This window comes from Pantoea sp. App145 (assembly GCF_047947045.1).
Classification (GTDB): Bacteria; Pseudomonadota; Gammaproteobacteria; order Enterobacterales; family Enterobacteriaceae; genus Pantoea.
In genome coordinates this window covers 1,408,459-1,434,011 of record NZ_CP133290.1, presented here as the reverse complement: position 1 = coordinate 1,434,011, position 25,553 = coordinate 1,408,459, and the positions used below count along the sequence as shown (strand labels likewise).

Annotated in this window: 22 protein-coding genes; 13 read left to right on the top strand and 9 right to left on the bottom strand. The window is 55.5% G+C overall.

The features are described from left to right. The first annotated feature begins 1 nt into the window (after position 1). From RCF31_RS06515 to RCF31_RS06505, 3 genes are all read left to right on the top strand, one after another. Positions 2–1,525, top strand: coding sequence for an efflux transporter outer membrane subunit (locus RCF31_RS06515; RefSeq protein WP_416412871.1), 1,524 nt, complete (start codon positions 2–4; stop codon positions 1,523–1,525). Positions 1,526–1,937: 412 nt separating this feature from the next. Further along, positions 1,938–2,339: an H-NS family nucleoid-associated regulatory protein gene (locus tag RCF31_RS06510; RefSeq protein WP_299446511.1), complete on the top strand. Its 402-nt coding sequence runs from the start codon at positions 1,938–1,940 to the stop codon at positions 2,337–2,339. 186 nt (positions 2,340–2,525) lie between these two features. Further along, the gene (locus RCF31_RS06505) at positions 2,526–4,118 is read left to right on the top strand and encodes an ABC-F family ATPase (protein WP_084873645.1); all 1,593 of its coding nucleotides are present in this window, start codon (positions 2,526–2,528) and stop codon (positions 4,116–4,118) included. A gap of 110 nt (positions 4,119–4,228) precedes the next feature. Here the strand turns inward: RCF31_RS06505 and moeB are convergent, their stop codons facing one another. The 3 genes from moeB to RCF31_RS06490 all read right to left on the bottom strand — a co-directional run bounded on the left by moeB (position 4,229) and on the right by RCF31_RS06490 (position 6,724). Continuing rightward, a complete protein-coding gene (gene moeB, locus RCF31_RS06500) occupies positions 4,229–4,984 on the bottom strand; it encodes a molybdopterin-synthase adenylyltransferase MoeB (RefSeq protein WP_416412870.1) in 756 nt (251 codons plus the stop codon). Further along, positions 4,985–6,220, bottom strand: a complete 1,236-nt coding sequence (gene moeA, locus RCF31_RS06495; RefSeq protein WP_416413225.1) for a molybdopterin molybdotransferase MoeA — start codon at positions 6,218–6,220, stop codon at positions 4,985–4,987. A 78-nt stretch (positions 6,221–6,298) separates the two neighbouring features. After that, complete coding sequence (locus RCF31_RS06490; RefSeq protein ID WP_299446503.1) at positions 6,299–6,724, bottom strand: universal stress protein; 426 nt, start codon at positions 6,722–6,724, stop codon at positions 6,299–6,301. Between the two features lie 238 nt (positions 6,725–6,962). Here RCF31_RS06490 and RCF31_RS06485 point away from each other — a divergent pair, with 238 nt between their 5' ends. The 5 genes from RCF31_RS06485 to gsiD all read left to right on the top strand — a co-directional run bounded on the left by RCF31_RS06485 (position 6,963) and on the right by gsiD (position 13,283). Next, positions 6,963–7,928 carry an isoaspartyl peptidase/L-asparaginase family protein gene (locus tag RCF31_RS06485; protein WP_299446500.1) on the top strand — a complete coding sequence of 322 codons (966 nt, stop codon included), beginning with the start codon at positions 6,963–6,965 and terminating at the stop codon, positions 7,926–7,928. A 9-nt stretch (positions 7,929–7,937) separates the two neighbouring features. Beyond that, on the top strand, positions 7,938–9,794 hold the full coding sequence (gene gsiA / locus RCF31_RS06480) for a glutathione ABC transporter ATP-binding protein GsiA (RefSeq protein WP_299446497.1): 1,857 nt from the start codon (positions 7,938–7,940) through the stop codon (positions 9,792–9,794). Between the two features lie 69 nt (positions 9,795–9,863). Next, positions 9,864–11,399: a glutathione ABC transporter substrate-binding protein GsiB gene (gene gsiB / locus RCF31_RS06475; RefSeq protein ID WP_299446494.1), complete on the top strand. Its 1,536-nt coding sequence runs from the start codon at positions 9,864–9,866 to the stop codon at positions 11,397–11,399. A gap of 48 nt (positions 11,400–11,447) precedes the next feature. Next, positions 11,448–12,368 carry a glutathione ABC transporter permease GsiC gene (gsiC, locus tag RCF31_RS06470; protein ID WP_299446491.1) on the top strand — a complete coding sequence of 307 codons (921 nt, stop codon included), beginning with the start codon at positions 11,448–11,450 and terminating at the stop codon, positions 12,366–12,368. A 9-nt stretch (positions 12,369–12,377) separates the two neighbouring features. Further along, positions 12,378–13,283 (top strand): glutathione ABC transporter permease GsiD, encoded by a 906-nt coding sequence (gene gsiD / locus RCF31_RS06465; RefSeq protein WP_416412869.1) that lies wholly within the window; start codon positions 12,378–12,380, stop codon positions 13,281–13,283. 103 nt (positions 13,284–13,386) lie between these two features. Here the strand turns inward: gsiD and RCF31_RS06460 are convergent, their stop codons facing one another. Both RCF31_RS06460 and rimO read right to left on the bottom strand, forming a co-directional pair. Then, a complete protein-coding gene (locus RCF31_RS06460) occupies positions 13,387–15,051 on the bottom strand; it encodes a methyl-accepting chemotaxis protein (RefSeq protein ID WP_416412868.1) in 1,665 nt (554 codons plus the stop codon). A gap of 132 nt (positions 15,052–15,183) precedes the next feature. Continuing rightward, complete coding sequence (rimO, locus tag RCF31_RS06455) at positions 15,184–16,509, bottom strand: 30S ribosomal protein S12 methylthiotransferase RimO (RefSeq protein WP_416412867.1); 1,326 nt, start codon at positions 16,507–16,509, stop codon at positions 15,184–15,186. 308 nt (positions 16,510–16,817) lie between these two features. Here rimO and RCF31_RS06450 point away from each other — a divergent pair, with 308 nt between their 5' ends. The 3 genes from RCF31_RS06450 to RCF31_RS06440 all read left to right on the top strand — a co-directional run bounded on the left by RCF31_RS06450 (position 16,818) and on the right by RCF31_RS06440 (position 19,476). Further along, on the top strand, positions 16,818–17,453 hold the full coding sequence (locus tag RCF31_RS06450; protein ID WP_299446480.1) for a carbonic anhydrase: 636 nt from the start codon (positions 16,818–16,820) through the stop codon (positions 17,451–17,453). Positions 17,454–17,581: 128 nt separating this feature from the next. Further along, positions 17,582–18,238: a DUF3313 domain-containing protein gene (locus tag RCF31_RS06445; RefSeq protein ID WP_299446477.1), complete on the top strand. Its 657-nt coding sequence runs from the start codon at positions 17,582–17,584 to the stop codon at positions 18,236–18,238. Between the two features lie 101 nt (positions 18,239–18,339). After that, positions 18,340–19,476: a PQQ-dependent sugar dehydrogenase gene (locus RCF31_RS06440; protein WP_416412866.1), complete on the top strand. Its 1,137-nt coding sequence runs from the start codon at positions 18,340–18,342 to the stop codon at positions 19,474–19,476. Here RCF31_RS06440 and RCF31_RS06435 read toward each other — a convergent pair whose 3' ends face one another. Continuing rightward, the gene (locus tag RCF31_RS06435; protein ID WP_416413224.1) at positions 19,477–20,133 is read right to left on the bottom strand and encodes an HAD family hydrolase; all 657 of its coding nucleotides are present in this window, start codon (positions 20,131–20,133) and stop codon (positions 19,477–19,479) included. A gap of 281 nt (positions 20,134–20,414) precedes the next feature. On the opposite strand from RCF31_RS06435, the gene RCF31_RS06430 reads away from it, so the two are divergent. Then, positions 20,415–21,620, top strand: a complete 1,206-nt coding sequence (locus RCF31_RS06430) for a serine hydrolase (RefSeq protein WP_416412865.1) — start codon at positions 20,415–20,417, stop codon at positions 21,618–21,620. A 56-nt stretch (positions 21,621–21,676) separates the two neighbouring features. Here RCF31_RS06430 and ybjG read toward each other — a convergent pair whose 3' ends face one another. The 3 genes from ybjG to RCF31_RS06415 all read right to left on the bottom strand — a co-directional run bounded on the left by ybjG (position 21,677) and on the right by RCF31_RS06415 (position 24,914). Next, positions 21,677–22,282 (bottom strand): undecaprenyl-diphosphate phosphatase, encoded by a 606-nt coding sequence (gene ybjG / locus RCF31_RS06425; protein ID WP_299446468.1) that lies wholly within the window; start codon positions 22,280–22,282, stop codon positions 21,677–21,679. Continuing rightward, the gene (locus RCF31_RS06420) at positions 22,282–23,025 is read right to left on the bottom strand and encodes a phosphatase PAP2 family protein (RefSeq protein WP_299446465.1); all 744 of its coding nucleotides are present in this window, start codon (positions 23,023–23,025) and stop codon (positions 22,282–22,284) included. The genes ybjG and RCF31_RS06420 overlap by 1 nt, the downstream gene beginning before the upstream one ends. Before the next feature lie 200 nt (positions 23,026–23,225). Further along, entirely contained in the window at positions 23,226–24,914 is a 1,689-nt protein-coding gene (locus RCF31_RS06415) for an aspartate:alanine antiporter (protein ID WP_299446462.1), read from the bottom strand. A 255-nt stretch (positions 24,915–25,169) separates the two neighbouring features. Here RCF31_RS06415 and ybjM point away from each other — a divergent pair, with 255 nt between their 5' ends. Continuing rightward, positions 25,170–25,535 (top strand): inner membrane protein YbjM, encoded by a 366-nt coding sequence (gene ybjM / locus RCF31_RS06410; protein WP_299446460.1) that lies wholly within the window; start codon positions 25,170–25,172, stop codon positions 25,533–25,535. Positions 25,536–25,553: the final 18 nt, after the last annotated feature.

The following is a 25,553-nucleotide window of genomic DNA, read 5'->3' as shown; positions in this document are numbered from 1 at the left end:
AATGAACAAGCCGTTGCGCTTCGCACCGTCACTGACTGCTCTGGCGCTGCTGCTGGCGGGATGTGCGGTCGGTCCCGATTATCAGCCACCCCATGCGCAAACGCCGGGCAGTTACCACGATTTAGCGTCACAAGAAGCATCAAAACCGCTATCCGCCGCCACCCATCCGCTGTGGTGGAAAACCTTTAATGACCCGCAGCTCGACAGTCTGATTACGCGTGCCATCGCCGATAACCTGACGCTACAACAGGCGGTACTGCGCATTGCCGGGGCGCGTGAACAGCTGGCGCAGGCACGTGGAGGATTATTTCCCAGTTTAAGCGGTTCCGCGAAGGTGACGCGTCAGCAGCTTGGGCTGAAAGGGTTGCTGGAATCGAACGGAGTTTACAATCAGGTAGACAGCGATGTGGCGGATCAGCTTAATGGCCTGACTCACTCGGTGAATTTGTATCAGGGCAGTTTCGATGCCAGCTGGGAACTGGATCTGTGGGGCAAAGTACGGCGGCAGATGGAAATGGCCAATGCGCAGCAGCAGGCGGCGATTGAGCAACGCAATGATGCGCTGGTGTCGCTACAGGCGGAAGTGGCGCGGGCTTATCTGCAACTGCGCGGCGCACAGGCGGTGCTGCAAACGCTGCAACAGCAAATCGCTATCGCACAGCAAACCTCTCAGCTGACGCAAAGCCAGCAGCGCAATGGTATGGCTCCGCTCACCGATGTGGAGAATGCCCGTGCGCAACTGGCTTCGCTTAATGCGCAGCTGCCGCAGTATCAGGCGCAGGAACATCAGGCGATGAATGGTCTGGCGGTGCTACTGGGTAAAACACCGGGATCGCTGGATAACGAACTGGCGAACGATAAGCCGCTGCCGGTGTTGCCCAAACTGGTATCGGTCGGCATTCCTTCCACGCTGGCGCGCCGTCGCCCGGATATCCGTCAGGCTGAAGCCACCTTACACGCGCAAACGGCCAACATTGGCGTCTCGGTGGCCGAACTGTTCCCCAGTCTGTCTCTCACCGGACAACTCGGGGTACGCAACACCGATGCCAGCTATCTCGATAACTGGAGCAGCCACTTTTACAGCATCGGCCCCTCGTTATCGATACCGATTTTCCAGGGCGGACAGCTGGTGGCGAACGTGAAACTGGCGCGTGCAGAGCAGGCCAATGCGGCGCTGGCGTATCGTCAGACGGTGCTTACCGCATTGCAGGACGTGGAAAATGCGCTGGTCAGTTACCGCGCCGATCAGCAGCAGGTCACCGCGCTGACTGAAACCGCCGATGCGTTGCAACATGCTTTTGACCTTGCCACCGACAGCTATCGTCAGGGCATTTCGACTTTCCTTGACGTGCTGGATGCGCAACGTCAGCTGGCGCAGGCGCAGGCACAATTAACCCAGGCGCGGATGCAAACGGCACTGGATCTGGTGGCGCTGTATAAAGCCCTCGGCGGCGGCTGGGAGCCTTATCAGAACGTCAACTTGCCGGACTATTCAGTGTTTGGTCCGGCAACCACGGTGAAATAACTCCTGCTGACCGCAGGTTTTTATCTGCGGTCTTCTCTCCGATGAAATAACATCGCTGACATTGTCCTGGCAAATTAACCGGAGGTGACTGGGGCGACGTTACCATTACATAAATAAAAAATGCCGCCGTAAAACATGTTTTTGTCAGGCTATTAATCTTTGTTTACCTTTGTGTTCACTTCTGCAGCAGACAACGTGCTGGCTTAAAATCGATGCAAGTTCCAGCAGGTGGTACAAGTTATAGGGTTAATTCAGGTTTAATAAAAGCGGCTTCACAGATTTAATCAACCGCGTGATCAATATTGTCATCACTTAAGAATTATCCGCGATGTAAAATTAATTTGTTTTTTTATTTGAATTGGGTAGTCTTGCCGCTACAGTTTATTTAAACCCCTTAAGCAAGGACATTGTGATGAGTGACGCATTTAAAGTTCTGAACAACATTCGTACATTACGTGCGCAGGCTCGTGAACTGCCGCTGACCGATCTGGAAGAGATTCTGGAAAAATTAACCGTGGTAGTGACTGAGCGTCGTGACGAAGTTGAAGCGGAAGAAGCACAGAATCGCGAAAAAGAAGAGAAACTGTCTAAATACCGCGAAATGCTGCTGGCTGATGGTATCGATCCGAACGAATTACTGGGTGCGCTGGATACCGGTAAAAAACGCGCTAAGCGCGCACCGCGTCCGGCAAAATATTCTTACACTGATGAGAACGGTGAAGAGAAATCCTGGACAGGTCAGGGTCGTACTCCGGCAGCGATTAAAAAGGCGCTGGATGCTGGCAAAAGCCTCGACAGCTTCCTGATCAAATAATCTGCACAATCCTTGTCGATGGGAGCCGAAGGTGGCATGCACCTTCGGCTTTTTTATTTCTGTCGTAGCAACAATACGCTACCGGCCAACCGCACAAGCTGACAGGCTCAGTGGTGGCGTCCTGGGGCCTGCTTCTGGCATAATGCCCGCTGTTTTTTCCTCCACTGCATAACAAAGGTCAATGCCGTGTTAGTTTCCAGCAATATCACCATGCAGTTCGGCAGTAAGCCGCTGTTTGAGAATATCTCCGTTAAGTTTGGCGGTGGTAATCGTTACGGTTTAATCGGTGCAAACGGCAGCGGTAAATCGACCTTCATGAAAATACTGGGCGGCGACCTGGTGCCATCGGCGGGAAATGTTTCCCTCGATCCTAACGAACGTATCGGTAAGCTGCGTCAGGACCAGTTTGCGTTTGAGCAATATAGCGTGCTCGATACCGTGATTATGGGTCACCAGGAATTATGGACCGTCAAACAGGAGCGTGATCGGATATATGCTCTGCCGGAAATGAGCGAAGAGGAGGGCTATAAAGTGGCCGATCTCGAAGTGCTATACGGTGAAATGGATGGTTACAGTGCCGAATCCCGCGCAGGGGAATTATTACTGGGTGTGGGTATTCCGGTGGAGCAGCATTATGGACCGATGAGTGAAATTGCTCCCGGCTGGAAATTACGTGTGCTGCTGGCGCAGGCGCTGTTTGCTAATCCGGATATTCTGTTGCTCGATGAACCGACCAACAACCTGGATATTGATACGATTCGCTGGCTGGAGCAGGTACTGAACGAACGCAACAGTACCATGATCATCATTTCGCATGACCGTCATTTTCTGAATATGGTTTGCACCCATATGGCTGATCTGGATTACGGTGAGCTACGGGTTTATCCGGGTAATTACGACGAATATATGACCGCAGCGACCCAGGTGCGTGATCGTTTATTATCGGATAACGCGAAAAAGAAAGCGCAAATTGCCGAGCTGCAATCTTTTGTCAGTCGTTTTAGCGCTAACGCCTCAAAATCACGTCAGGCAACTTCACGCGCGAAACAGATTGATAAAATCAAACTGGATGAAGTGAAAGCCTCCAGCCGTCAGAACCCCTATATCCGTTTTGACCAGGATAAGAAGCTGTTCCGTAATGCGCTGGAAGTGGAAGCCATCACCAAAGGTTTTGATAACGGTCCGTTATTTAAAAATCTCAACCTGCTGTTAGAAGTGGGAGAGAAAATGGCGGTGCTGGGTGCCAACGGTATCGGTAAAACCACCTTGCTGAAAACGCTGGTGGGTGAACTGACGCCGGAAAGCGGTACGGTGAAGTGGTCAGAAAATGCGCGCATTGGTTATTACGCGCAGGATCACGCTGCTGATTTTGCCGATGACCTGACGGTGTTTGACTGGATGAGCCAGTGGAAACAGGAAAGCGACGATGAGCAGGCGGTGCGCAGCATTCTGGGCCGTCTGCTGTTTAGCCAGGACGATATCAAAAAGCCAGCCAAAGTACTTTCCGGTGGTGAGAAGGGGCGCATGCTGTTTGGTAAGCTGATGATGCAGAAGCCGAACATCCTGATCATGGACGAACCGACCAACCACCTCGATATGGAATCGATCGAATCGCTCAATATGGCGCTGGAAATGTATGAAGGCACACTGATTTTTGTGTCGCATGACCGTGAGTTTGTTAGCTCGCTGGCGACCCGCGTGCTGGAATTTAAAGGCGACCGCGTGGTGGACTTCACCGGCAACTACGAAGATTATCTGCGTAGTCAGGGTATTGTATAAAACCAGGTGCGCATTTTGCGCACCTGGCCTTGAGTGTAGCGGCGCGATTTATCGCGCTGTTTTTTTACCCGCAGCAAAGGATAAATCGCGCCGCGACGTTGATGTGCCCATTATCCCTTACCGCACACCTCACAATGCGCGTCCTGCGCCACTTTCATACTGCGAAACTCAGCGCTTAACGCATCGTACATCAGCAACCGTGAGCTGGCCGGTGTACCAAAAGCCGTCAATACTTTCAGCGTTTCCATCGCCTGCATGGCACCCATCACCCCAACCAGCGGTGACATCACTCCGGCTTCGACGCAGCTGAGCGCCTGCTCGCCAAACAAACGGCTGATACAGCGATAGCAGGGCGTACCGGGCTGCCAGGTAAAGACGCTGAGCTGGCCTTCCATGCGAATGGCGGCAGCGGAAATCAGTGGCACCTGGTGCTGCCAGCACAAGCGATTGACCTGTTCCCGGGTGCCAACATTATCGCTGCAATCCAGCACTGCATCATGGCGCGCAATCAGCGCTGACAACGCATCGTCATCGAGCTGCGCATTGAGGGGTTCCAGCAAACAATGCGGGTTGATGGCCGCCAACTGAAGCGCGGCGGAGTCCACTTTTGCCATGCCGATGGTGCTGTCGCGATGCAGAATCTGACGTTGCAGATTACTGAGCGCCACGGTATCGAAGTCGAGCAGGGTGAGATGTCCCACACCCGACGCGGCCAGATAAGGGGCGGCGGCACAACCCAGACCACCCAGACCGATGACCAGCACGCGCGCGGCTTTCAGCTTTTCCTGGCCGTCAAAATCGAAGCCACGCAGCACGATCTGCCGGTTGTAACGCAGCATCTCCTCATCGCTCAGCTCAGCGTGCATTTATCCCTCCAGCAGGCTGTTAAAGGGTTCAACATCCACCCATTCACCTGCTTCAACATTACCGCGTTCGCGTTCCAGCACGATAAAGCAGTTCGCCAGCGCGAATGAACTGAAGACATGTGAGCCCTGCGGCCCGGTGCTGTGCACTTCCAGCGTACCGTCTGCGCCACGGCTGAACACGCCACGCTGAAAATCGAGGCGGCCCGGTGATTTTTTCAGGCGCTGTGCGGCTCTGGCGCGCAGGCGCGGTGGCATCACCGCCGTTTTCTGCCCGGTGAGGGTCGCCAGCAGCGGCTGTACCAGTTGATAGAAGGTCACCGCCGCAGAGACCGGGTTACCCGGCAGGCCACAGAACCAGCTGTTTGCCAGGCGGCCAAAGGCAAAAGGTTTGCCCGGTTTGATGGCCAGCTTCCAGAAGGTGATGGCACCCAATTCTTCCAGCATCGCTTTGGTGAAATCAGCCTCACCCACTGAGACGCCACCGGTGCTGATCACCACATCGGCCTGGCGATCCGCTTCGCTAAATGCCTGGCGTAACTGCTCCGGGTCATCCGCAATCACGCCGAGATCGATGACTTCACAGCCGAGGCGTTTCAGCATCAGGGAAACGGTGAAGCGGTTGGTATCGTAAATCTGTCCTGCCGCCAGCGGCGTGCCCACGGCCTGTAACTCGTCGCCGGTGGAGAAGATCGCTACCCGCAGTTTGCGCAGCACGCTGACCTCGGCGATACCGAGTGAGGCCAGTAACGGCAGCTCGGCCGCCCCGAGGCGTACGCCGACATCCAGCACCTGTTTGCCGGTCTGGATATCTTCACCGCTGCGACGGATATGTTGTCCGTCCTTCACCGGCGCGGTAATCACAATGCCACCATCACGTTGTTCGGTCTCTTCCTGCATCACCACCGCGTCGCAGCCAGCGGGAACCGGCGCGCCGGTCATAATGCGGATCACGCTGCCTGCGGGCCATTCACCGTTGAAAGGCACACCTGCAAAGGCTTTACCCACCACCGGCAACACGCGATCTGAGGCGAGATCCGCCAGCCGAACCGCGTAACCGTCCATCGCAGCGTTATCGAACGGCGGCACATCCAGCGGGGATAACACCGGCGCGGCGGTGATGCGTCCGGCGGCTTCAAATAAGGATACCTGCAAGGAGTCGGTAATCGGGGAGAGTTGTGCCAGCATTTTTTGCTGTGCGTCTTCGAGGGAGATTAAGCCTGCGGTAAAGGGTTCCATGTCCATATCAGCCTGGTTGTGTCAGATGCTGCCTATTATGGTGGCAAATAGCTGTCGAGTCACATGCGGCTGGTCAGATTATTGTGGCAAATGTTTGATCAGTACATCAATGTTTAAGCGATTGATGTACTCCAGCGAACTGGAGGTGAGCACGCCCATAAAGCGGTTGCGATGTCCGGCAATCAGTAAATCGATGTGCTGTTCAGCGATACATTTTTCAACATCTTCGAAGCGACGCACGGTGACCAGCTGATGGCATTTGATAGGCAGAGTAACGCTGGCTGACAGCTTACTCATCAGCGATTTCACCCGGATAATATCTTCGGATACCACATCATTCATCAGGCTGTCAGAAACGTAGTTCATCTCCCTGAAGTCGTCGCTGATGTGCGCCAGCGTGATTTTCATCGCCAGCGCCTCCGCCAGTACCACCGCCTGGTGGAGCAGCAGGGAGCCATCTTCGTGACCCTGAACCAGCACCAGGGCGTGGGTATAGGTGTTCATGCTTGATTCCCGTAGCCTCGTTGCTGTGAGTATAGTGTTCCACCATCGGTTTACCGGGCGCGGCTCACGCTTTTGTCAAACTTAAAGGCATAAACCACAATAAAAGGTTATGACCCGGCAGCACAGTTTCTGCTTTACAAGGCTGGACGGCCTTTCTATAGTCGAAAGTTGCCAAAAAATAATGAAAACCATTCTAAATCAGTGTTTTTGGTTCTGATTCCTTGACAGGGTAACGGGTATGACTAAAGCAGTTATCGCCATTCACGGCGGAGCGGGCGCGATCACCCGCGCGGCGATGAGCGCCGAAAAAGAGCAATATTATCGTCAGCAGCTGACGGCGATTGTCGCCGCCGGTCAGCAAATTCTCGCCGACGGCGGCAGCGCGATGGATGCGGTTACCGAAGCGGTCCGTCTGCTGGAGGAGTGTCCGTTGTTTAATGCCGGTAAAGGGGCGGTGTTTACCCACCAGGGTACGCACGAACTGGACGCCAGCATTATGGACGGCAAAACGCTGGAAGTGGGGGCGGTGGCCGGTGTTAACCATATCCGCAATCCGATCCTTGCGGCGCGCGCGGTGCTGGAAGTCAGCCCGCATGTGTTGTTTATCGGCGCGGGTGCTGAGGCGTTTGCGACGCAGCAAGGGCTGGAAATGGTGGCAGCCGACTTTTTCTCGACGCCAGAACGCTGGGAACAGTTACAGCGTGCGCTGAGTAGCCAGCAGGCGGTGCTGGATCATGATGGTGCGGCGCAGAGTCACAGCGACGATCCGCTCGACCCCGATCGTAAATTCGGCACCGTAGGCGCAGTGGCTCTTGATCTGCATGGCAACCTCGCCGCCGCCACCTCCACTGGCGGCATGACCAACAAACAGGCCGGACGTGTGGGTGACTCACCGCTGGTGGGAGCGGGCTGCTACGCCAGCAACGACAGCGTAGCCGTTTCCTGTACCGGCACCGGCGAAGTGTTTATTCGCACGCTGGCGGCCTATGACGTGGCAGCGCAGATGCGTTACGCCGGACGTACGTTACAACAGGCCAGCGCCAACGTGATACACGATAAAGTGCAGGAGCTGGATGGCAGTGGCGGGCTGATTGCGGTGGATTGTGACGGCAACGTGGCCCTGCCGTTTAACAGCGAAGGGATGTACCGGGGATTCGCTTACGTTGGTGGTGAAGTTGAGGTAGCCATTTACCGCGACAGCTAAGGAGCAGGCATGACGGATCGGCAGCTGCAGTTAACGCCAGAGCAGGTTCTGGCGGTACGTGACCTGAACGTGAGTTTTCAGCATGAAGGACGCATCACCGAAGCGGTGCGTCAGTTGTCGCTGGATCTGCATCGCGGTGAAACCCTGGCGCTGGTCGGGGAATCCGGTTCGGGGAAATCGGTCACCTCGCTGGCGCTGATGCGGTTGATTCAGCAGGCGGGGGGAGACGTGAGTGGTGAGATCACCCTGCGGCGGCGTAACGGCGAATTACTGGATGTGATGCGCGCCTCCGCCAGTCAGATGCGGCGGGTACGCGGTGCCGATATGGCGATGATCTTCCAGGAACCGATGACTTCGCTCAACCCGGTGTTCACGGTGGGGGAGCAAATCGCCGAATCGATCCGTCTGCATCAGGGAAAAAGCCATCAGCAGGCGCTGGCTGAAGCGCGTCACATGCTGGATCTGGTGCGCATACCGGAAGCGCAAAACGTGCTGGGACGCTATCCCCATCAGCTTTCCGGCGGGATGCGTCAGCGTGTGATGATTGCGATGGCGTTGTCCTGCAAACCGGCGCTGTTGATTGCCGATGAACCGACCACGGCGCTGGACGTCACCATCCAGGCGCAGATCCTGCAACTGATCCGTGTGCTGCAAAAAGAGATGCAGATGGGGGTGATTTTTATCACCCACGATATGGGGGTGGTGGCGGAAATGGCGGACCGGGTGCAGGTGATGTATCGCGGTGATGTGGTGGAGCGTGCACCGGTACAACAGTTATTCGACCATCCCCAACAACCCTATACCCGCGCGTTGCTCTCCGCTGTACCCAAACTGGGGGCGATGCACGGTCAGCCGCTGCCTGCCAAATTTCCGTTAATTCACCGTGATGGTCGTGCCGAAGTGGAAACGCCGCAGGACACGGTACGGCTGGATGTGCCACCGATTTTGCAGGTGCGCGACCTGGTGACACGTTTCGATATTCGCGGCGGCTTGCTGAACCGGGTGAAACGACGCGTGCATGCGGTGGAGAAGGTGAGCTTCGATCTGTATGCCGGAGAAACCCTGGCGCTGGTGGGTGAGTCCGGCTGTGGTAAATCGACCACGGGCCGTTCCCTGCTGCGGCTGGTTGCCAGCCAGGGCGGCACCATCACCTTTGATGGTCAGCGCATTGATGCCCTCGAAGGGCGGGCGCTGGCTGCGTTGCGTCGCGATATTCAATTCATTTTTCAGGATCCGTATGCGTCGCTCGATCCCCGTCTGACGGTGGGTTTTTCCATCATAGAACCGCTGCTGGTGCATCAGACGATGAGCCGACGCCAGGCAGAGCAGCGCGTTGCCTGGTTGCTGGAGCGCGTCGGCTTGCTGCCGGAACATGCGCAGCGTTATCCGCACGAATTTTCCGGCGGCCAGCGTCAGCGCATTTGTATTGCGCGTGCGCTGGCGCTCAACCCCAAAGTGGTGATTGCTGATGAGTCGGTCTCAGCGCTGGATGTGTCGATTCAGGCCCAGATCATCAACCTGATGCTCGATTTACAACGCGAGTTTGGCATCGCGTTTCTGTTTATTTCGCACGATATGGCGGTGGTGGAACGCATCAGCCATCGCGTGGCAGTGATGTATCTGGGACAGATCGTGGAAATGGGGCCGCGTCAGGCAGTGTTTGAGCAGCCACGTCATCCGTACACCAAAAAACTGATGGCCGCGGTGCCGGTTGCCGATCCGGCACACCGTCGCCGCGAGCGGGCGTTAATGGTGGATGAGATCCCCAGCCCGATTCGCCCGCTCGGCGCAGAGCCGGAAGTGGCACCCTTACAGGAAGTGGCTCCGGGACATTTTGTTGCCCGGCACGCCATCAGCGGCACCTGAACAGCAGCAACTCATCCGCGTCACCGGCCGGTGTCGCGTTAAGACAGGGACTACAGGAGAACGATAACGATGCACAATATTATGCGTAAAGGGGTTATCACTGCCGGGTTGTTAAGTTCGGCGCTGGCGTTACCGGCCTGGGCGGCTAAAGATGCAGTGATTGCCGTGGCCTCCACCTTCACCACCCTCGACCCCTACGATGCCAACGATACCTTGTCGCAGGCGGTAGCGAAATCCTTCTATCAGGGATTGTTCGGCTTCGATAAAGATATGAAGCTGACCAATGTACTGGCTGAAAGTTATCAAACCAGCAGTGATGGCCTGACGTACACCATCAAACTGCGTCCCAACGTGAAGTTCCAGGACGGCACCGATTTCAATGCCGCAGCGGTGAAGGTCAACCTCGATCGCGCCAGCAACCCGGATAATCACCTCAAGCGCTACAACCTGTTTAAATACGTGGCTTCAACCGAAGTGGTCGACCCGCTGACGGTAAAAATCACGCTGAAGCAACCGTTCTCCGCCTTTATCAACAACCTTGCCCATCCGGCGGCGGTGATGATTTCTCCTGCTGCGTTGCAGAAATATGGCAAGGACATCGGTTTCCATCCGGTGGGCACCGGTCCGTTTGAATTTGTCACCTGGAATCAGACCGACTTCGTGAAAGTGAAGAAGTGGGATGGCTACTGGAAAAAAGGTTATCCGAAGCTCGACAGCATCACCTGGCGTCCGGTGGTGGATAACAACACCCGCGCGGCGATGCTACAGACCGGCGAAGCCACCTTTGCGTTCCCGGTGCCGTTTGAGCAGGCCAAACTGCTGGAGAAAAACAGCAAGCTCGATGTGGTCACCACGCCTTCGATTATGCAGCGTTATATCAGCCTGAACGTGACACAAAAACCGTTCGACAACCCGAAGGTGCGTGAAGCGCTGGAATACGCCATCAACCGTCAGGCCCTGGCGAAAGTGGCATTTGCCGGTTATGCCACCCCGGCGACCGGCATTGTGCCCCCGGCTATCGACTTCGCGCAGACCTATCCCGCGATTGCCTACAATCCGGCCAAAGCGCGTGAATTGCTGAAAGAGGCGGGCTATCCCAACGGTTTCGAGACCACGCTGTGGTCTTCACACAACCACAGTACCGCGCAGAAAGTGTTGCAGTTCACGCAGCAGCAGCTGGCACAGGTGGGTGTGAAGGTGAAACTGCTGGCGATGGATGCCGGTCAGCGTGCGGCGGAAGTGGAAAGCAAAGGCCAGAAAGAGAGTGGGGTACGCATGTTCTACACCGGCTGGTCAGCCTCTACCGGTGAAGCAGACTGGGCGCTGACACCGCTGTTTGCTACCAGCTCATGGCCGCCAGCAATCTTCAACACGGCGTTTTACAGTAATCCGCAGGTGGATAAAGACCTGGCCGATGCGCTGAAAACCACCGATCGCTCCCAGAAAGCCAAACTGTATAAAGATGCCCAGGACCGCATCTGGAACGATCATCCGTGGATCCCGCTGGTGGTGGAACAGCTGCTTTCTGCCAATAACAAAAACCTGAGCGGTTTTTACGTCATGCCTGATACCTCATTTAATTTTGATGAGGCCGACCTGAAGTAACCCTTATGGCCAGCCTGCAACGGCTGGCCATACCGTGCAGGATTTCGCATGCTGAATTATTTTCTCAAACGATTACTGGGACTGATTCCCACGCTGCTGATTGTGGCGGTGCTGGTGTTCCTGTTTGTCCATCTGCTGCCGGGTGATCCGGCACGGCTGATTGCCGGACCGGAAGCAGATGCCTCGGTGGTGGCGCTGGTGCGCCAGGAACTGGGGCTGGATCAACCGCTGATCCAGCAATTCTGGCATTTTATCTGGAATGCGTTGCAGGGGGATTTTGGTCAGTCGATGGTGTCGAAACGCCCGGTTTCCGAGGAGATCGCCACGCGTTTTCTCCCCACGCTGTGGCTGACGCTGAGCAGCATGGTATGGGCGGTGGTGTTTGGTATGGCGATTGGCATCGTCTCGGCCGTCTGGCGTAATCGCTGGCCGGACCGTCTGGGTATGACGCTGGCGGTATCTGGCATCTCCTTTCCGGCGTTTGCCCTCGGCATGCTGCTGATGCAAATCTTTTCCGTCGATCTTGGTTGGTTGCCCACGGTCGGTGCCGACAGCTGGCAGCATTATATTTTGCCTTCCATCACCCTCGGTGCGGCGGTGGCGGCGGTGATGGCTCGCTTTACCCGCGCCTCTTTCGTCGAGGTGATGCAGGAAGATTATATGCGTACCGCGCGTGCCAAAGGAGTGCGCGAATCGCTGGTGGTGGTCAAACATGGGCTGCGCAATGCCATGATCCCGGTGGTGACCATGATGGGCCTGCAATTTGGCTTTTTGCTCGGCGGCTCAATTGTGGTGGAAGTGGTGTTCAACTGGCCCGGTCTGGGCCGTCTGCTGGTGGATTCGGTGGAGATGCGTGATTATCCGGTGATTCAGGCCGAGGTATTGCTGTTTTCGCTGGAGTTCATTCTGATTAACCTGATTGTCGATATGCTGTACGCGGCGATCAACCCGGCTATTCGCTACAGGTAAGGAGTCGCAATGAAAAACTGGCGACGCGAAGCGGCATTGAAAATCATGCCGACGATGACGGAGAATCGGGTACGCACGCCGTGGCGTGAATTCTGGCGGCGTTTTCGTCGTCAGCACGTGGCGATGCTGGCCGGATTGTTTGTGCTGCTGCTGATCGTGGTGGCGTTTATCGCCCCGTGGATTGCTCCGTTTGATGCGGAAAACTATTTTGATTACGACCGGCTGAATGAAGGCCCGTCGCTGGTGCACTGGTTTGGCGTGGATTCGCTCGGGCGCGACATTTTTAGCCGGGTGCTGGTCGGGACGCGTATTTCGCTGATTGCCGGTTTCTTCTCGGTGGCGATCGGCACGGTGATCGGTACCGTGCTGGGCCTGCTGGCGGGTTACTACGAAGGCTGGTGGGATCGTATCACCATGCGCGTATGTGATGTGTTGTTTGCCTTTCCGGGCATACTGCTGGCGATTGCCGTGGTGGCGATAATGGGTAGCGGCATGAGTAACGTGATTGTCGCGGTCGCCATTTTCAGTATCCCGGCGTTTGCGCGGCTGGTGCGTGGCAACACCCTGGTCCTGAAGCATCAGACCTATATCGAATCGGCGCGCAGCATCGGCGCATCGGACGGGACCATCATCCTGCGCCATATCCTGCCGGGTACGGTTTCCTCGATTGTGGTCTATTTCACCATGCGTATTGGTACGTCAATTATCACCGCCGCCAGCCTGTCCTTTCTCGGCCTGGGGGCACAACCGCCGACGCCGGAATGGGGCGCGATGTTAAACGAAGCCCGTGCCGATATGGTGATTGCCCCGCATGTGGCGATTTTCCCCAGCCTGGCGATTTTCCTCACCGTGCTGGCGTTTAATCTGCTGGGTGACGGACTGCGCGACGCGCTGGATCCGAAACTGAAAACGTAAGCCGGTGCGTATAAATGCGCACCGCATCACAACAGCGCGATAAATCGCGCCGCTACCGTCGGATGCGGTTTGTAGCGGCGCGATTTATCGCGCGTTTTTCAGCTTAGAAGGTTTCCCAGTTATCGTTGCTGGTGGTGGGGGCTTTCAACGCAGCACGTGGGGCAATAACAGGCGCTGCCGGACGTACCAGCACCGCAGCAGCCACCTGGCTAGCGCCGGTATTGAAGCGTGCCACGGCGGCTGACAGACGGCTGGCCTGCTGCTCCAGCGACGCCGACGCATTGGCCGATTCCTGTACCAGTGTGGCATTCTGCTGCGTCACGCGATCCATCTCATTCACCGCCTGACCGATCTGATCAATACCACGGCTCTGCTCATCCGAGGCGGAGGCGATCTCGCCCATGATATCGGTGACGCGGGTAACCGCGCTGACAATTTCCTGCATGGTGTCACCGGCGCTGCTGACCTGCTGCGAGCCGAGATCGACGCGCTGCACGGAGTTCTCAATCAACAGCTTGATCTCCTTCGCCGCCTGCGCACTGCGCTGGGCAAGGTTGCGCACTTCACCGGCGACCACAGCAAAACCGCGTCCCTGCTCTCCGGCACGCGCTGCTTCAACCGCCGCGTTCAGCGCCAGAATATTGGTCTGGAAAGCAATGCCATCGATCACGCTGGTGATATCGGCGATCTTTTTCGAGCTATCCGCGATATCACGCATGGTCTTCACCACACCCTCGACCACGTTACCGCCTTTATCAGCGGTGTCAGAGGCGGTTTTCGCCAGCTGTGAAGCCTGACGGGCATTATCGGCGTTCTGTTTCACCGTGGCAGTAAGCTGCTCCATACTGGCGGCGGTTTCTTCCAGTGAAGCGGCCTGCTGCTCGGTACGCGCCGAGAGATCGTTATTACCGGTGGCGATTTCGGTCACACTGCTGAAAATCGCGTCGGCGCTGTCACGCACGTTGCTGACGGTACTCAGCAACGCCTGCTGCATATGGTTCAGGCTGGTGGCGAGCGCGGCCATTTCGCTGCGTCCCTCCACCTGCAAGGAGCCGGAAAGATCGCCTTCAGCGAAGCGTTCCATCTGCTGTTGCAGCAACTTCATCGGTGTCAGCAGGATGCGGCGCACCAGCACCCATACGGCCACCAGCATCAGCAGCACCACCAGTGTCATCACGCCAACCATGGTCATCATACGGTGATAAGTGCTTTCATTCTGGGCATTGCCTTGCGCCAGCAGCTCGACATTCTGCGCCCGCCACTGTTTGTAGGCGTCTTCGAGATCGTCCTGTGCCTGCTGGGCATCCAGATTGCCATAGGAAGGATAATCGTTAGCTTTCAGGAATACCGCGGACTGCTGCAACAGATTGGCCATTGCGGTGAACTTCGCGTCCACCAGCGTCGCTGCGGCATCACTTTGCCCGGCGATGCGTGGCAGATTCTTGTATTGGGTGAAGTGCTGCTGCGCTTCATCCAGGGACGCCCCGGCGGCGGTTAACAACTTGTCGATGGCAGCCAGTGAGGCGGCATCGGTTTGCTTCTTCAGAATACGAATGGCAACGCGGTTAATGGTGACACGGGTTTTGACCAGCGTTTGCCAGCCGTCGGCCAGTTCGCGTTGCTGGTGAGAGAGTTGATCGCTGGTGGTGAAGTTTCGCTGTCCTGAAATTAATGAGGTTAAAAACAGGGAGCCGGAAACGGCCTGCATGGCTGTGAACACCACCAGAATCATGATGATGGCGGTCACGACTTTCATTCTTTTAAGCATCCTGGTATCTCTGCGCAAAAAGGGGCGTGTACAGAGGTTATCGGTGTAAAAGAAAGGCGCTTTACTGTCGGCAGAAAATAATTTCGGCGGAAAATGATTCCCCCATGACGGGCATGGGGGAGGAGGGGGAGGTTAGATGCGGCTACCCCACAGGTCGTACTCATCAGCGTGCTCGACTTTGACGCGCACCACATCACCGACTTTCACTTGACGCTCACCATTCAGGTACACCGCGCCGTCGATTTCCGGTGCATCGGCCATGCTGCGGCCCACGGCACCTTCTTCATCCACTTCGTCGATGATCACCAGAATTTCGCGACCTATTTTCTCTTGCAGACGTTCCGCAGAAATCTTCTGCTGCAGCTGCATAAAGCGATCGAAACGTTCCTGTTTCACATCGTCCGGCACCGGGTCCGGCAACTGGTTGGCAGTGGCTCCTTCAACCGGGCTGTACTGGAAGCATCCGACGCGGTCAAGGCGTGCTTCCTTCAGGAAGTCGAGCAGCATCTGGAAATCTTCTTCTGTTTCACCAGGGAAACCGACGATAAAGGTCGAACGCAGCGTCAGTTCCGGGCAAATTTCACGCCAGCGTTTAATGCGTTCCAGCGTGCGTTCTACCGCTCCCGGGCGCTTCATCAGCTTAAGAATGCGCGGGCTGGCGTGTTGCAGCGGAATATCCAGGTACGGCAGGAGTTTACCTTCCGCCATCAGTGGGATGACGTCATCTACGTGCGGATAAGGATAGACATAATGCAGACGTACCCAGACGCCGAGTTTTGCCAGCTGCTCACACAGGCTAACCATGCTGGTTTTCACCGGTGAGCCATTCCAGAAACCGGTACGGTGCTTCACATCTACGCCGTAAGCGGACGTATCCTGGGAGATTACCAGCAGCTCTTTCACACCCGCTTCCACCAGACGTTTGGCTTCATCAAGAACCGAACCAATCGGGCGGCTATCAAGATCGCCACGCATGGACGGAATGATGCAGAAGGTGCAGCGATGGTTACAGCCTTCAGAAATTTTCAGGTAAGCGTAATGGCGCGGTGTCAGCTTCACACCCTGCTGCGGCACCAGGCTCAGGAACGGGTTGTGTTCCGGCTTTGGCACATAGTGATGCACATGCGACAGCACCTGCTCATAGCTGTGCGGTCCGGTGATTTCCAGCACTTTCGGGTGAACTTCGCGGATCTGATCCACTTTGGCACCCAGGCAGCCGGTCACGATCACTTTGCCGTTCTCGTTCAGCGCTTCACCAATCGCTTCCAGGGATTCCTGCACGGCGCTGTCGATAAATCCACAGGTGTTGACGATGACGATCTCCGCATCATCGTAGCGTGGGACCACGTCATAGCCTTCAGTACGCAGCTCCGTCAGGATGCGCTCTGAATCGACAAGGTTTTTTGGGCAGCCGAGTGAGACAAAGCCCACGCGTGGAGGATTGGTGACATGGCTCATAAGAATAAAAATTCATCATCATTAGTGTGGATAGGGGGGCGATTGTACAGGTGTCTGCGGGGAAATTGTATAGCCAGTTGTCAGGCTTTTTGCCAGGCTATGTAAGCGGCTTACCACGCGGGATGTGGGCAATGTCGCGGGCTGGGCGAGGGTAACCGCAGCGCTGGCGGGGTTGTCTTCCCCAGGCTATTTTGCTTAAATCCCCGGTTGGAATTTATAAGTGATTATCGATATTAGAAAAAAATGTGCGTCGCTGACGGTGAATCCCTCACTGCCAGGGCCGAAGTGGATAATGTGAGAGCAGAGAAATGAAAGAGATCATCAAAGGTTTTCTGAGTTTTCAACAGAATGTGTTCCCTGAAAGGAAGGATCTTTTCAAAAGTCTGGCGTCCAACCAAAATCCCAAAGCCCTGTTTATCTCCTGCTCAGACAGCCGTCTGGTGCCGGAACTGGTTACGCAGCAGGAGCCCGGCCAGCTGTTCGTTATCCGTAATGCCGGTAATATTGTGCCGTCGTTCGGACCGGAGCCGGGTGGTGTTTCTGCGACGATTGAATATGCGGTCGTGGCGCTGGGTGTCAGCGAAATCATCATTTGCGGCCATTCCAACTGTGGTGCGATGAAAGCGATCGCCGAATGTTCCTGCATGGATACCATGCCTGCGGTGGAGCACTGGCTGCGTTATGCCGATGCCGCACGTGCGGTAGTGGAAAACAAAAAGTACGATACGCCGGAAACCAAGCTGACCGAGATGGTAAAAGAGAACGTCATCGCGCAGCTGCACAATATCAAAACACATCCGTCTGTTGCAGTGGCGTTACGTAAGAAAACGCTGCGCCTGCATGGCTGGGTTTATGATATTGAGAGCGGCAAAATTATGGCGCTGACCAAAGGGGGCGACGAGTTCATTTCCCTGTCAGATAATCCTGAAACCTGCTTCGAATAATCCCTCAGACCGCCTGTGTTGCGCCAGTAACCCAGGCGGTGGCTATTCACATTTCTTCAATTTTTCTTACTGCTCGTAATTGCCCTAACTATGCTTGAAAAGCAATGACTAAACATAAGGGCTCTCGTATGCGATCACATCTAGGTATTCCATTAGTGACGCTGGCTTTTCTGGCGGCGGGCTGTACCTCTCATGTTACTGATACGAAACAATATTCCGGGTTTCTCGGCGATTACAGCCAGCTAACCATGGCGGAGTCGGCCAGTGGTAAACCGACGATGCGCTGGATATCGCCGGACTATCATGGTGCGAAGTATCCGAACGTCGTTTATACCCCCATCGTTTATTACCCGGCTGCGCATCCCACGCAGCGTATCAGCCAGCAGACGCTGGATCAGATACGACAATATGCCGACCAGAAGCTGAAAGACGGGATAGCCGTACATAAAAATCTCGTCACGCAGAAAGGCCCCAATACCATGGTGGTGAGGGCGGCTATCACCGCTGTGGCGGGTGAAAACGAGGGCGTACAGTTCTATGAAGTCATACCGGTTGGGGCAGTGATTGCCGGAACCATGGCGGCGACCGGGCATCGTACCCAGAACAGCGCCTTGTACCTTGAGGTAGAAGCCACCGATGCGCAAACCGGCAAGCCTCTGATCAAGGTGGTACGTAAAGCCTTTGGCCGCACGCTGCCGAACAGTGAAACCCCTATCACCCTTAATGACATCCGCCCAGGCATTGATGAGATGGTGCGCGATGCAGTTTCCTTTTCCGCCCCGTAAAACGCTGCCCGGTGCGCCGGGCTTAATGTTTTGTAAATCCTGCACATCCTTTTTTACCAACTGACTACCCTTAACGGCAGACGGTTAAAAAGGAGAATCCTATGCGATTGTTGCAAGCTGCGCTGCTGTTCGGTGGTGCGCTGAGCTGTTCCCTGCCGACACTGGCGGCGGATGTCCAGGTTCAGGTTTTGCAGGATAAACTGGATCACCCCTGGTCGGTGGCCTTTCTGCCCGATAATCACACCCTGTTAATGACCGAACGATCGGGCCAGTTACGTAGCTGGCAGCCGGGCAAAGGCTTATCTGCCCCTATCAGCGGCGTACCCAGCGTGTGGGCACATCGGCAAGGCGGTCTGCTTGATGTGGTGCTGGCACCGGACTTCGCACAAAGTCGCCGCGTGTGGCTCAGCTACACCACTGCCGACGCTGGCGGACGTGCCGGGAGCGTAGTGGGGTTTGGTCGCCTGAGCGACGATAACCGGCAGCTGAGCGATTTTAAGGTGGTGCTGGAGCAAACCCCGAAGCTCTCCAGTGGGGCCAACCTGGGAACGCGGCTGGCGTTCGACAGGCAGGGCTTTTTGTGGATTGCCTTCGGTGACAATTTCGCCAGCAGCAGTGCGCAGGACCCCGCTAAACTCTCGGGAAAAATTGTGCGTCTGACTGCCGATGGCAACATTCCGGCGGATAATCCGTTTGTCGGACGCCAGGGGGCGCGTGGTGAAATCTGGGCCTATGGCGTGCGTAATCCACAGGGGCTGGCGCTCAATCCCTGGACGCAGCAGATGTGGGAGAGTGAGCATGGCCCGCGCGGCGGCGATGAAGTGAATATCCCGGAAAAAGGCAAAAACTACGGCTGGCCGCTGGCGACCTGGGGCATAGATTACAGCGGGCAAAAAGTCCCGGAAGCCAAAGGTGGCGAGGTTCCGGGTACCGAACAACCGGTGTTTTACTGGAAAGTCTCACCGGCTATTAGCGGTATGGCGTTTTACAACAGCGCACGTTTTCCGCAGTGGAAAAATTCGTTATTTATTGGCGCATTGAAGGAAAAAAGCCTGATTCGCTTACAGGTGAATGGCGATAAAGTGGTGGAAGAACAGCGTTTGCTGACCGATCGCGGTGAACGCATTCGCGATGTCCGCCAGGGACCGGATGGCTTTCTGTATGTGCTGACCGATGAGGCCAACGGCAAGTTGCTGAAAGTGGGGCTGGCGGAGAGCGCCAGCGCACCACGCGGGTAATTAACGTACCCAGTTACACACTTCCCAGCCGCGCTGCTGCGCTTCCTGTTGCAACAGTGCGTCCGGGTTAATCACATAAGCATGATCGGCATGGGCCAGCAGCGGCAAATCATTCATTGAATCGCTGTATGCCCAGGTCCGGTCAAAACGATGGTCCTGCTGTAGCGCTTTCCAGTCGCCCAGCCGTGTCACTTTGCCTTCCTTGTAAGTCATGGTGCCGTAAGTCTGGCCGCTGTAGCGATCATCGACAATCTCTACGCCTATTGCCAGCGCACCGTGGACGCCGAGGCGTTCGGCAATCGGTATGGCCAGATGTTCGCCACTGGCGGTGATGATCATCACCGTGTCGCCACGCTGCTGATGCCAGTTGATGCGTTCGCGCGCGGCGGGAAAGACCCGCGGCAGAATGTCGCGGTGGATAAAACGGCGCACCCAGCCGGATACCGTCATGGTGGCCATACCGGCTAACGGGGCGAGGGTGGTGTTCATATATTCTTCAATTGACAGCGTACCGGCGTGATATTGGGTCATTAGCGATTGTTCTTCGCTAATCAGATCGGCGGGGGCAAAACCCTGTGAAACCAGCCAGCGTAGCCACAGGCTGGTGCTGTCTTCACAAATCAGGGTTTCGTCCAGATCGAACACGGCTAAGTCCATCATGATTCTCCTCAGGCTGACTGAAATCAGGTTAGCGGAAATTTGTGACTGGCTTAACTGATCTGCGAAAAATCGGAATTTCTCGCAATTTTTCACAGATGGCGACAGATCAATGCTGGCAGCGAGGCGGCGTTGGTGCCAGGGTTACTCTAATAAACTCTATAAAACTTTACGGTCAGACGGTTTTTTTCGCCGGCGCGAACCGTTAGCGTTCTGGTTTACGTGCGTCTTGCTGGCAAAGAACCACGATATTTAACAAGGACAAACATCTGGTCATGCTCATGAGAAAATTCGCTATCACCCCTGCCTGGCGGCCTTTGGCTGCATCCTCCTTATTATTACTGCTCGTTCCGGTTACCGTTCTGGCTGAAGACGCACCTGCCGCGCCGCAGCTGGATGCCAAAGCCTGGATTTTGATGGACTATAACAGTGGCAAGGTTCTGGCCGAATCGAATGCCGATCAACGCCTCGACCCCGCCAGTCTGACCAAAATGATGACCAGCTATGTGGTGGGCCAGGCGCTGAAAGCGGGCAAAATCACCAATAACGATCTGGTGACCATTGGCCAGGATGCCTGGGCCACCGGCAACCCGAAACTGCGCGGTTCATCGCTGATGTTCCTGAAACCTGGCGATCGCATTCCGGTATCCGAGCTAAATAAAGGCGTCGTGATTCAATCCGGTAACGATGCCTGTATCGCGCTGGCCGATTATGTGGCGGGCAGTCAGGATGCGTTTATCGGTTTGATGAATAACTACGCCAAAGCCTTTGGCCTGCAAAATACCCATTTTATGACGGTGCATGGGCTGGATGCCGACGGGCAGTACAGTACTGCGCGTGATATGGCGATTATTGGTCAGCGGTTGATCCGCGATGTGCCGGATGAATATGCGCTGAATAAAGAAAAAGAGTTCACCTTCAACCACATTAAGCAGATGAACCGCAATCGGCTGTTGTGGAGCACCAATCTCAATGTGGACGGTATCAAAACGGGTCACACCTCGGGAGCAGGCAATAACCTGGTGGCGTCCGCCACTGACGGTGATATGCGTCTGATTTCGGTGGTGCTTGGGGCGCAGACTGATGCCATCCGCTTCCGTGAGAGTGAAAAGCTTCTCACCTGGGGTTTTCGTTTTTATGAAACCGTCACGCCGATAAAATCGGATAAGCCTTTTGCGCAGCAACGTGTCTGGTTTGGCGATCGCAGCCAGGTTAATCTCGGTGTTGCCCAGGATGCCGCCATCACCCTTCCCAAAGGGCAGATGAAAAACCTGAAAGCCAGTTTCACGCTCACCTCGCCGCAGCTGGAAGCACCACTGAAGAAAAATCAGGTGGTGGGAACCATCGATTTTCAGCTGGATGGCAAAACGGTGGAACAACGTCCGCTGGTGGCGATGGAGGATGTTGCGGAAGGGGGCTTCATTGGCCGTATCTGGGATTTCATTATGATGAAATTCAACGGCTGGTTTGGAAAGTGGTTTAGCTAATTGTCACATCTGCGGCGATAACGGCGCGGTTGAGTGCGCCATTATCGCTGTCGCCGTTACTCGCGAATCCATCCTTTACGAATCGGCATCGCAAACAAGACGCGGTAAATCTGATGCGTCAGTGCCAGCATGCGCTCTCCATACAACTGCCAGGCGAGGTGCGACGCCAGACAGCCGAGCATACCCACCAGGAAACCGCCGAGCATATCCAGCGGCCAGTGCACGCCGAGGTAGACGCGCGACCAGGCGATGGCGCTGCCGACCAGCAGTAAAATCACCCCCGACCACAGACGGTGCCAGCAAATAAACGCCAGGGCAAAGGTGAAAATCGTAGTGCCATGATCGCTGGGATAGGAATCGTCAGCGACATGCACCAGAAACTGATGTCCCAGGCCGATGACAAACGGGCGTGGATGAGGCAGCAGCTGGCTGATGCACCAGGCAATGCTGAGGGCATAAATCAGTGCCATCCCGGTTTTCAATACCAGCGCGCGCTGCGAACTGACCTGCTCACGCGGTCCCCACAGCCACAGCGCGACGATCAGGAGCGGCACAATGGCGATTAGGTCCTGCGCGATAAAGGTCGCCAGTTTTATCAGCCACTGCGGAGAATCCGGTGTGGCGTTAATCCATAAAAAGAGGGTGCGGTTGAGTTCTTCCATTACGCTCTCTGGTTCCTCGTCTTGTTTACCCAAAAAGAAACGCCAGCAAAAATCAGCATCTGCGTCAGCCAGACCCACCAGCCCGCCCACAGGTTGTGGGAGAAAAAGTGCGCACCGCGCATCACCTGGCCATAACCCATTAGCAAGCCCAGCGCGATGCCAGCCAACAGTGCCAGCAGGGCGCGGCGTGGCTTCTCCGGCCACCACAGGAAAAACAGTCCCATTACCGCAAAACCGCTTGAAGCATGCCCGCCGGGGAAACACTGACCAGGACCGCTATCCGCCGGAACGGCATCCAGTAAGGGAAAGCTCACCGCTTTGCCGCCAAACATCGCCAGATCCCATGGACAGGAGTGCGCGCTGTGCGCCTTCAGAATTCCGACCACCAGTGGCCCCAGACCGAACAGCAAGGCCACCAGTACCCGGCGTCCATCGCGGCGCTGAATCCCACGTAACAGCATCAGCACGGCACCGACGATGATCACATCCTTCAGCAGGCGATGGTTGATCAGGTCCAGCCAGCGGTTGTGCTGCCACGGGAAGCGCTGCGTCAGCGGATCAAACCAAAACTGGCTGATGGCGATATCGAGGCTTTCATGGCGCGACCACAGCAGGAACACAGACGCTAAAAATGCCAGCAAAATAAAGTTGATAGCGTAAAAGCGTCGTGACAACGGGTAAATAGCAGGGTTCTTAATCATGAGGTGGGTTGTTGAATTGTTTAATTTGGATGACAGTTGCATGATTTTTTGCACAGAGCGAAACCAGGGTGGCAGGGTGTCAGTCTGCGCTTAAGAGAACCTTAAGCCACGATCGACAGGCATAAAAAAACCCGTCAGTCAGAGACTGGCGGGCTCCTCAATTTGGGGATTTCAAAGAAAAGCAGTGGCAATAATTCAGACTGCACCCCGGAAAAAAAGTTCTGGACTCCGCCAAAAAATTTTTATAAAGGCAAAATCGGCCAGATAATGACGATCAACGTACCTGCGAGGGTCAGTAAAACGTTGGCAATGGCGTAGGTTCCGGCATAGCCCAGCGCCGGAATATTGCTGCGCGCCGTGTCACTGATAATTTCCATCGCCGGTGCGCAGGTGCGAGCGCCCATAATCGCGCCGAACAATAATGCACGGTTCATACGCAGCACATAGGCACCAAACAAATAGCAAATCACCACCGGCACCAGGCTGACCAGCAAGCCGCTCAGCAACATCAGCGCACCTTCGCTACCCAGCCCGTGTTGCAGGCCACTACCGGCACTCAGGCCGACGCCCGCCATAAACACCATCAGGCCGAATTCTTTTACCATGGTCAGCGCACCCTGCGGAATATAACCAAAGGTCGGGTGGTTGGCGCGCAGGAAACCCAACATGATCCCGGCGAACAGCAGTCCGGCAGCGTTACCAATGCCAAAGCTAAAATTGCTGAACTGGAAAGTGATCATGCCGATCATCAAACCAATAATGAAGAAGGCACAGAAGGCCAGCAGGTCGGTCATCTGACTGTGGATGGCGATAAAGCCGATGCGGTCAGCCAGGCTTTTCACGCGACGCGCTTCGCCGCTCACCTGGAGTACATCACCTTTATTCAGCATGATGCTGTCATCAATCGGCATCTCAATCTGGCTGCGGATCACGCGGTTGAGGAAACAGCCGTGATCAGTCAGCTTCAGGTGGTTGAGACGTTTATTCACTGCGTTATGGTTCTTCACCACAATCTCTTCAGTGACGATGCGCATATCCAGCAGATCGCGGTCGAATACTTCTTTGCCGTTGCGGAAGCTGGGATCGAGGCGCGCATGGGCATCGGGATAGCCCACCAGCGAAATTTCATCTCCCAGTTGCAGCTGAGCGTCACCATCCGGGCTGGCGAGAATGCCGTTACGGCGCAGGCGCTCAATATAACAACCGGTCTGGCGATGAATGCCCAGCTCGCGCAGATTTTTGCCGCCGCTCCACTCCACCAGTTCCGGTCCGACGCGGTAGGCACGAATCACCGGCAGGAACACTTTGCGCTGGCTATCGGCATCCAGACCCCGTTCACGGGCGATTTGCTGTGCGCAGGTTGGCAGATCCTGATGTTGCAGGCGTGGCAGGTAGCGTGCGCCAAAAATCAGGCTGACCAGTCCCACCAGATAGGTAATGGCGTAACCCAGGCTGAGATGATCCTGCATCAGGGTAAGGTGCTGGCTGTCAGCGATGCTATGCCGGAGCGTGTCACCGGCGCCCACCAGCACTGGCGTGGAAGTCATGGCTCCCGCCAGCATGCCTGCGGTTAAGCCGATATCCCAGCCAAACACTTTGCCGAGCAGCAATGCCAGCAGCAGGGCGCTGCCGACCATGACGATGGCGAGGATAAAATAGTTTTTACCGTCGCGGAAAAAGATCGAAAAAAAGTTAGGACCGGCTTCGACGCCAACACAAAAAATAAACAGCATAAAACCCAGGCTCAGTGCTGCGGTATTAATGGCGAAATGTTGGTCACCTAAAATTAGCGATACGACTAATACGCCAATAGAATTTCCCAGCTGGACAGAACCAAGACGTAATTTACCCAGGCAGAGGCCGAGTGCTAAAACAACAAATAATAACAGGACGTCATTTCCGCTTAACAATTCTGCGACGTTAATATTCACGCTTTAACTTCTTATTTACCTGTAACATGTTGATGAAAAGGTCGTTTTTCGCTATCTTGTGCCGACCGCAGGTGCCCGTTTTGCCGGGATGGCAGGGACTGAATTTTGAAGCGGCGTCATTCTAATCATAATTAGCACCCTCAGCTATCGGCAGTTTTCATTCCTTCCGCATTCAGCTGTTTCTTTTTATTTCCACTCAGGTGTCCAGGGTCGGTAAAAGTTTCAATATTGTTAACGGTGAAGTTGAGGATGGTTATGTCGCAGCGTACTAATCGCTGGCCTGCATCGGTGCTGAGTGTGATGCTATATACGCTGATGTTTATTTTTGCTCATCACTTCTGGGCCTCATCAGGCGCTCAGGCCGTGGGCGGTCAACCTGAGTTGTTGCTGTTTTTACTGCCGGGGATCGTCGTGGCGTTGCTGCGCCCGGAGAGCCCGTTAAAAAGCACGCTGTGGGTCGCCGTGGCGGGCACTGTGCTGGGGACGTTGTGGGTAGTGCTGGCACTGAACCTGAGCCATAGCGGCTGGCTGATTATCTGGGGTTTGAGTGCGTTGTTCTGGGCGGGTTGCGGCGCCTTACTGGTGCGTCTGCTGCGCATCATGCTGGCAATGCGATCGTGAAATGAAAAATGGGCCAGA

What these genes read in the sequence shown, in the direction of transcription:
- gsiA (WP_299446497.1), top strand. Translation starts at nt 7,938, where the DNA reads ATGACGGATCGGCAGCTGCAGTTAACGCCAGAGCAGGTTCTGGCGGTA.
- RCF31_RS06460 (WP_416412868.1), bottom strand. Translation starts at nt 15,051, where the DNA reads ATGCTTAAAAGAATGAAAGTCGTGACCGCCATCATCATGATTCTGGTG.
- moeB (WP_416412870.1), bottom strand. Translation starts at nt 4,984, where the DNA reads ATGCACGCTGAGCTGAGCGATGAGGAGATGCTGCGTTACAACCGGCAG.
- RCF31_RS06450 (WP_299446480.1), top strand. Translation starts at nt 16,818, where the DNA reads ATGAAAGAGATCATCAAAGGTTTTCTGAGTTTTCAACAGAATGTGTTC.
- RCF31_RS06485 (WP_299446500.1), top strand. Translation starts at nt 6,963, where the DNA reads ATGACTAAAGCAGTTATCGCCATTCACGGCGGAGCGGGCGCGATCACC.
- RCF31_RS06435 (WP_416413224.1), bottom strand. Translation starts at nt 20,133, where the DNA reads ATGGACTTAGCCGTGTTCGATCTGGACGAAACCCTGATTTGTGAAGAC.
- ybjG (WP_299446468.1), bottom strand. Translation starts at nt 22,282, where the DNA reads ATGGAAGAACTCAACCGCACCCTCTTTTTATGGATTAACGCCACACCG.
- gsiD (WP_416412869.1), top strand. Translation starts at nt 12,378, where the DNA reads ATGAAAAACTGGCGACGCGAAGCGGCATTGAAAATCATGCCGACGATG.
- gsiB (WP_299446494.1), top strand. Translation starts at nt 9,864, where the DNA reads ATGCACAATATTATGCGTAAAGGGGTTATCACTGCCGGGTTGTTAAGT.
- RCF31_RS06490 (WP_299446503.1), bottom strand. Translation starts at nt 6,724, where the DNA reads ATGAACACCTATACCCACGCCCTGGTGCTGGTTCAGGGTCACGAAGAT.
- rimO (WP_416412867.1), bottom strand. Translation starts at nt 16,509, where the DNA reads ATGAGCCATGTCACCAATCCTCCACGCGTGGGCTTTGTCTCACTCGGC.
- RCF31_RS06440 (WP_416412866.1), top strand. Translation starts at nt 18,340, where the DNA reads ATGCGATTGTTGCAAGCTGCGCTGCTGTTCGGTGGTGCGCTGAGCTGT.
- moeA (WP_416413225.1), bottom strand. Translation starts at nt 6,220, where the DNA reads ATGGAACCCTTTACCGCAGGCTTAATCTCCCTCGAAGACGCACAGCAA.
- RCF31_RS06445 (WP_299446477.1), top strand. Translation starts at nt 17,582, where the DNA reads ATGCGATCACATCTAGGTATTCCATTAGTGACGCTGGCTTTTCTGGCG.
- RCF31_RS06515 (WP_416412871.1), top strand. Translation starts at nt 2, where the DNA reads ATGAACAAGCCGTTGCGCTTCGCACCGTCACTGACTGCTCTGGCGCTG.
- gsiC (WP_299446491.1), top strand. Translation starts at nt 11,448, where the DNA reads ATGCTGAATTATTTTCTCAAACGATTACTGGGACTGATTCCCACGCTG.
- RCF31_RS06420 (WP_299446465.1), bottom strand. Translation starts at nt 23,025, where the DNA reads ATGCAACTGTCATCCAAATTAAACAATTCAACAACCCACCTCATGATT.
- RCF31_RS06510 (WP_299446511.1), top strand. Translation starts at nt 1,938, where the DNA reads ATGAGTGACGCATTTAAAGTTCTGAACAACATTCGTACATTACGTGCG.
- RCF31_RS06430 (WP_416412865.1), top strand. Translation starts at nt 20,415, where the DNA reads ATGAGAAAATTCGCTATCACCCCTGCCTGGCGGCCTTTGGCTGCATCC.
- ybjM (WP_299446460.1), top strand. Translation starts at nt 25,170, where the DNA reads ATGTCGCAGCGTACTAATCGCTGGCCTGCATCGGTGCTGAGTGTGATG.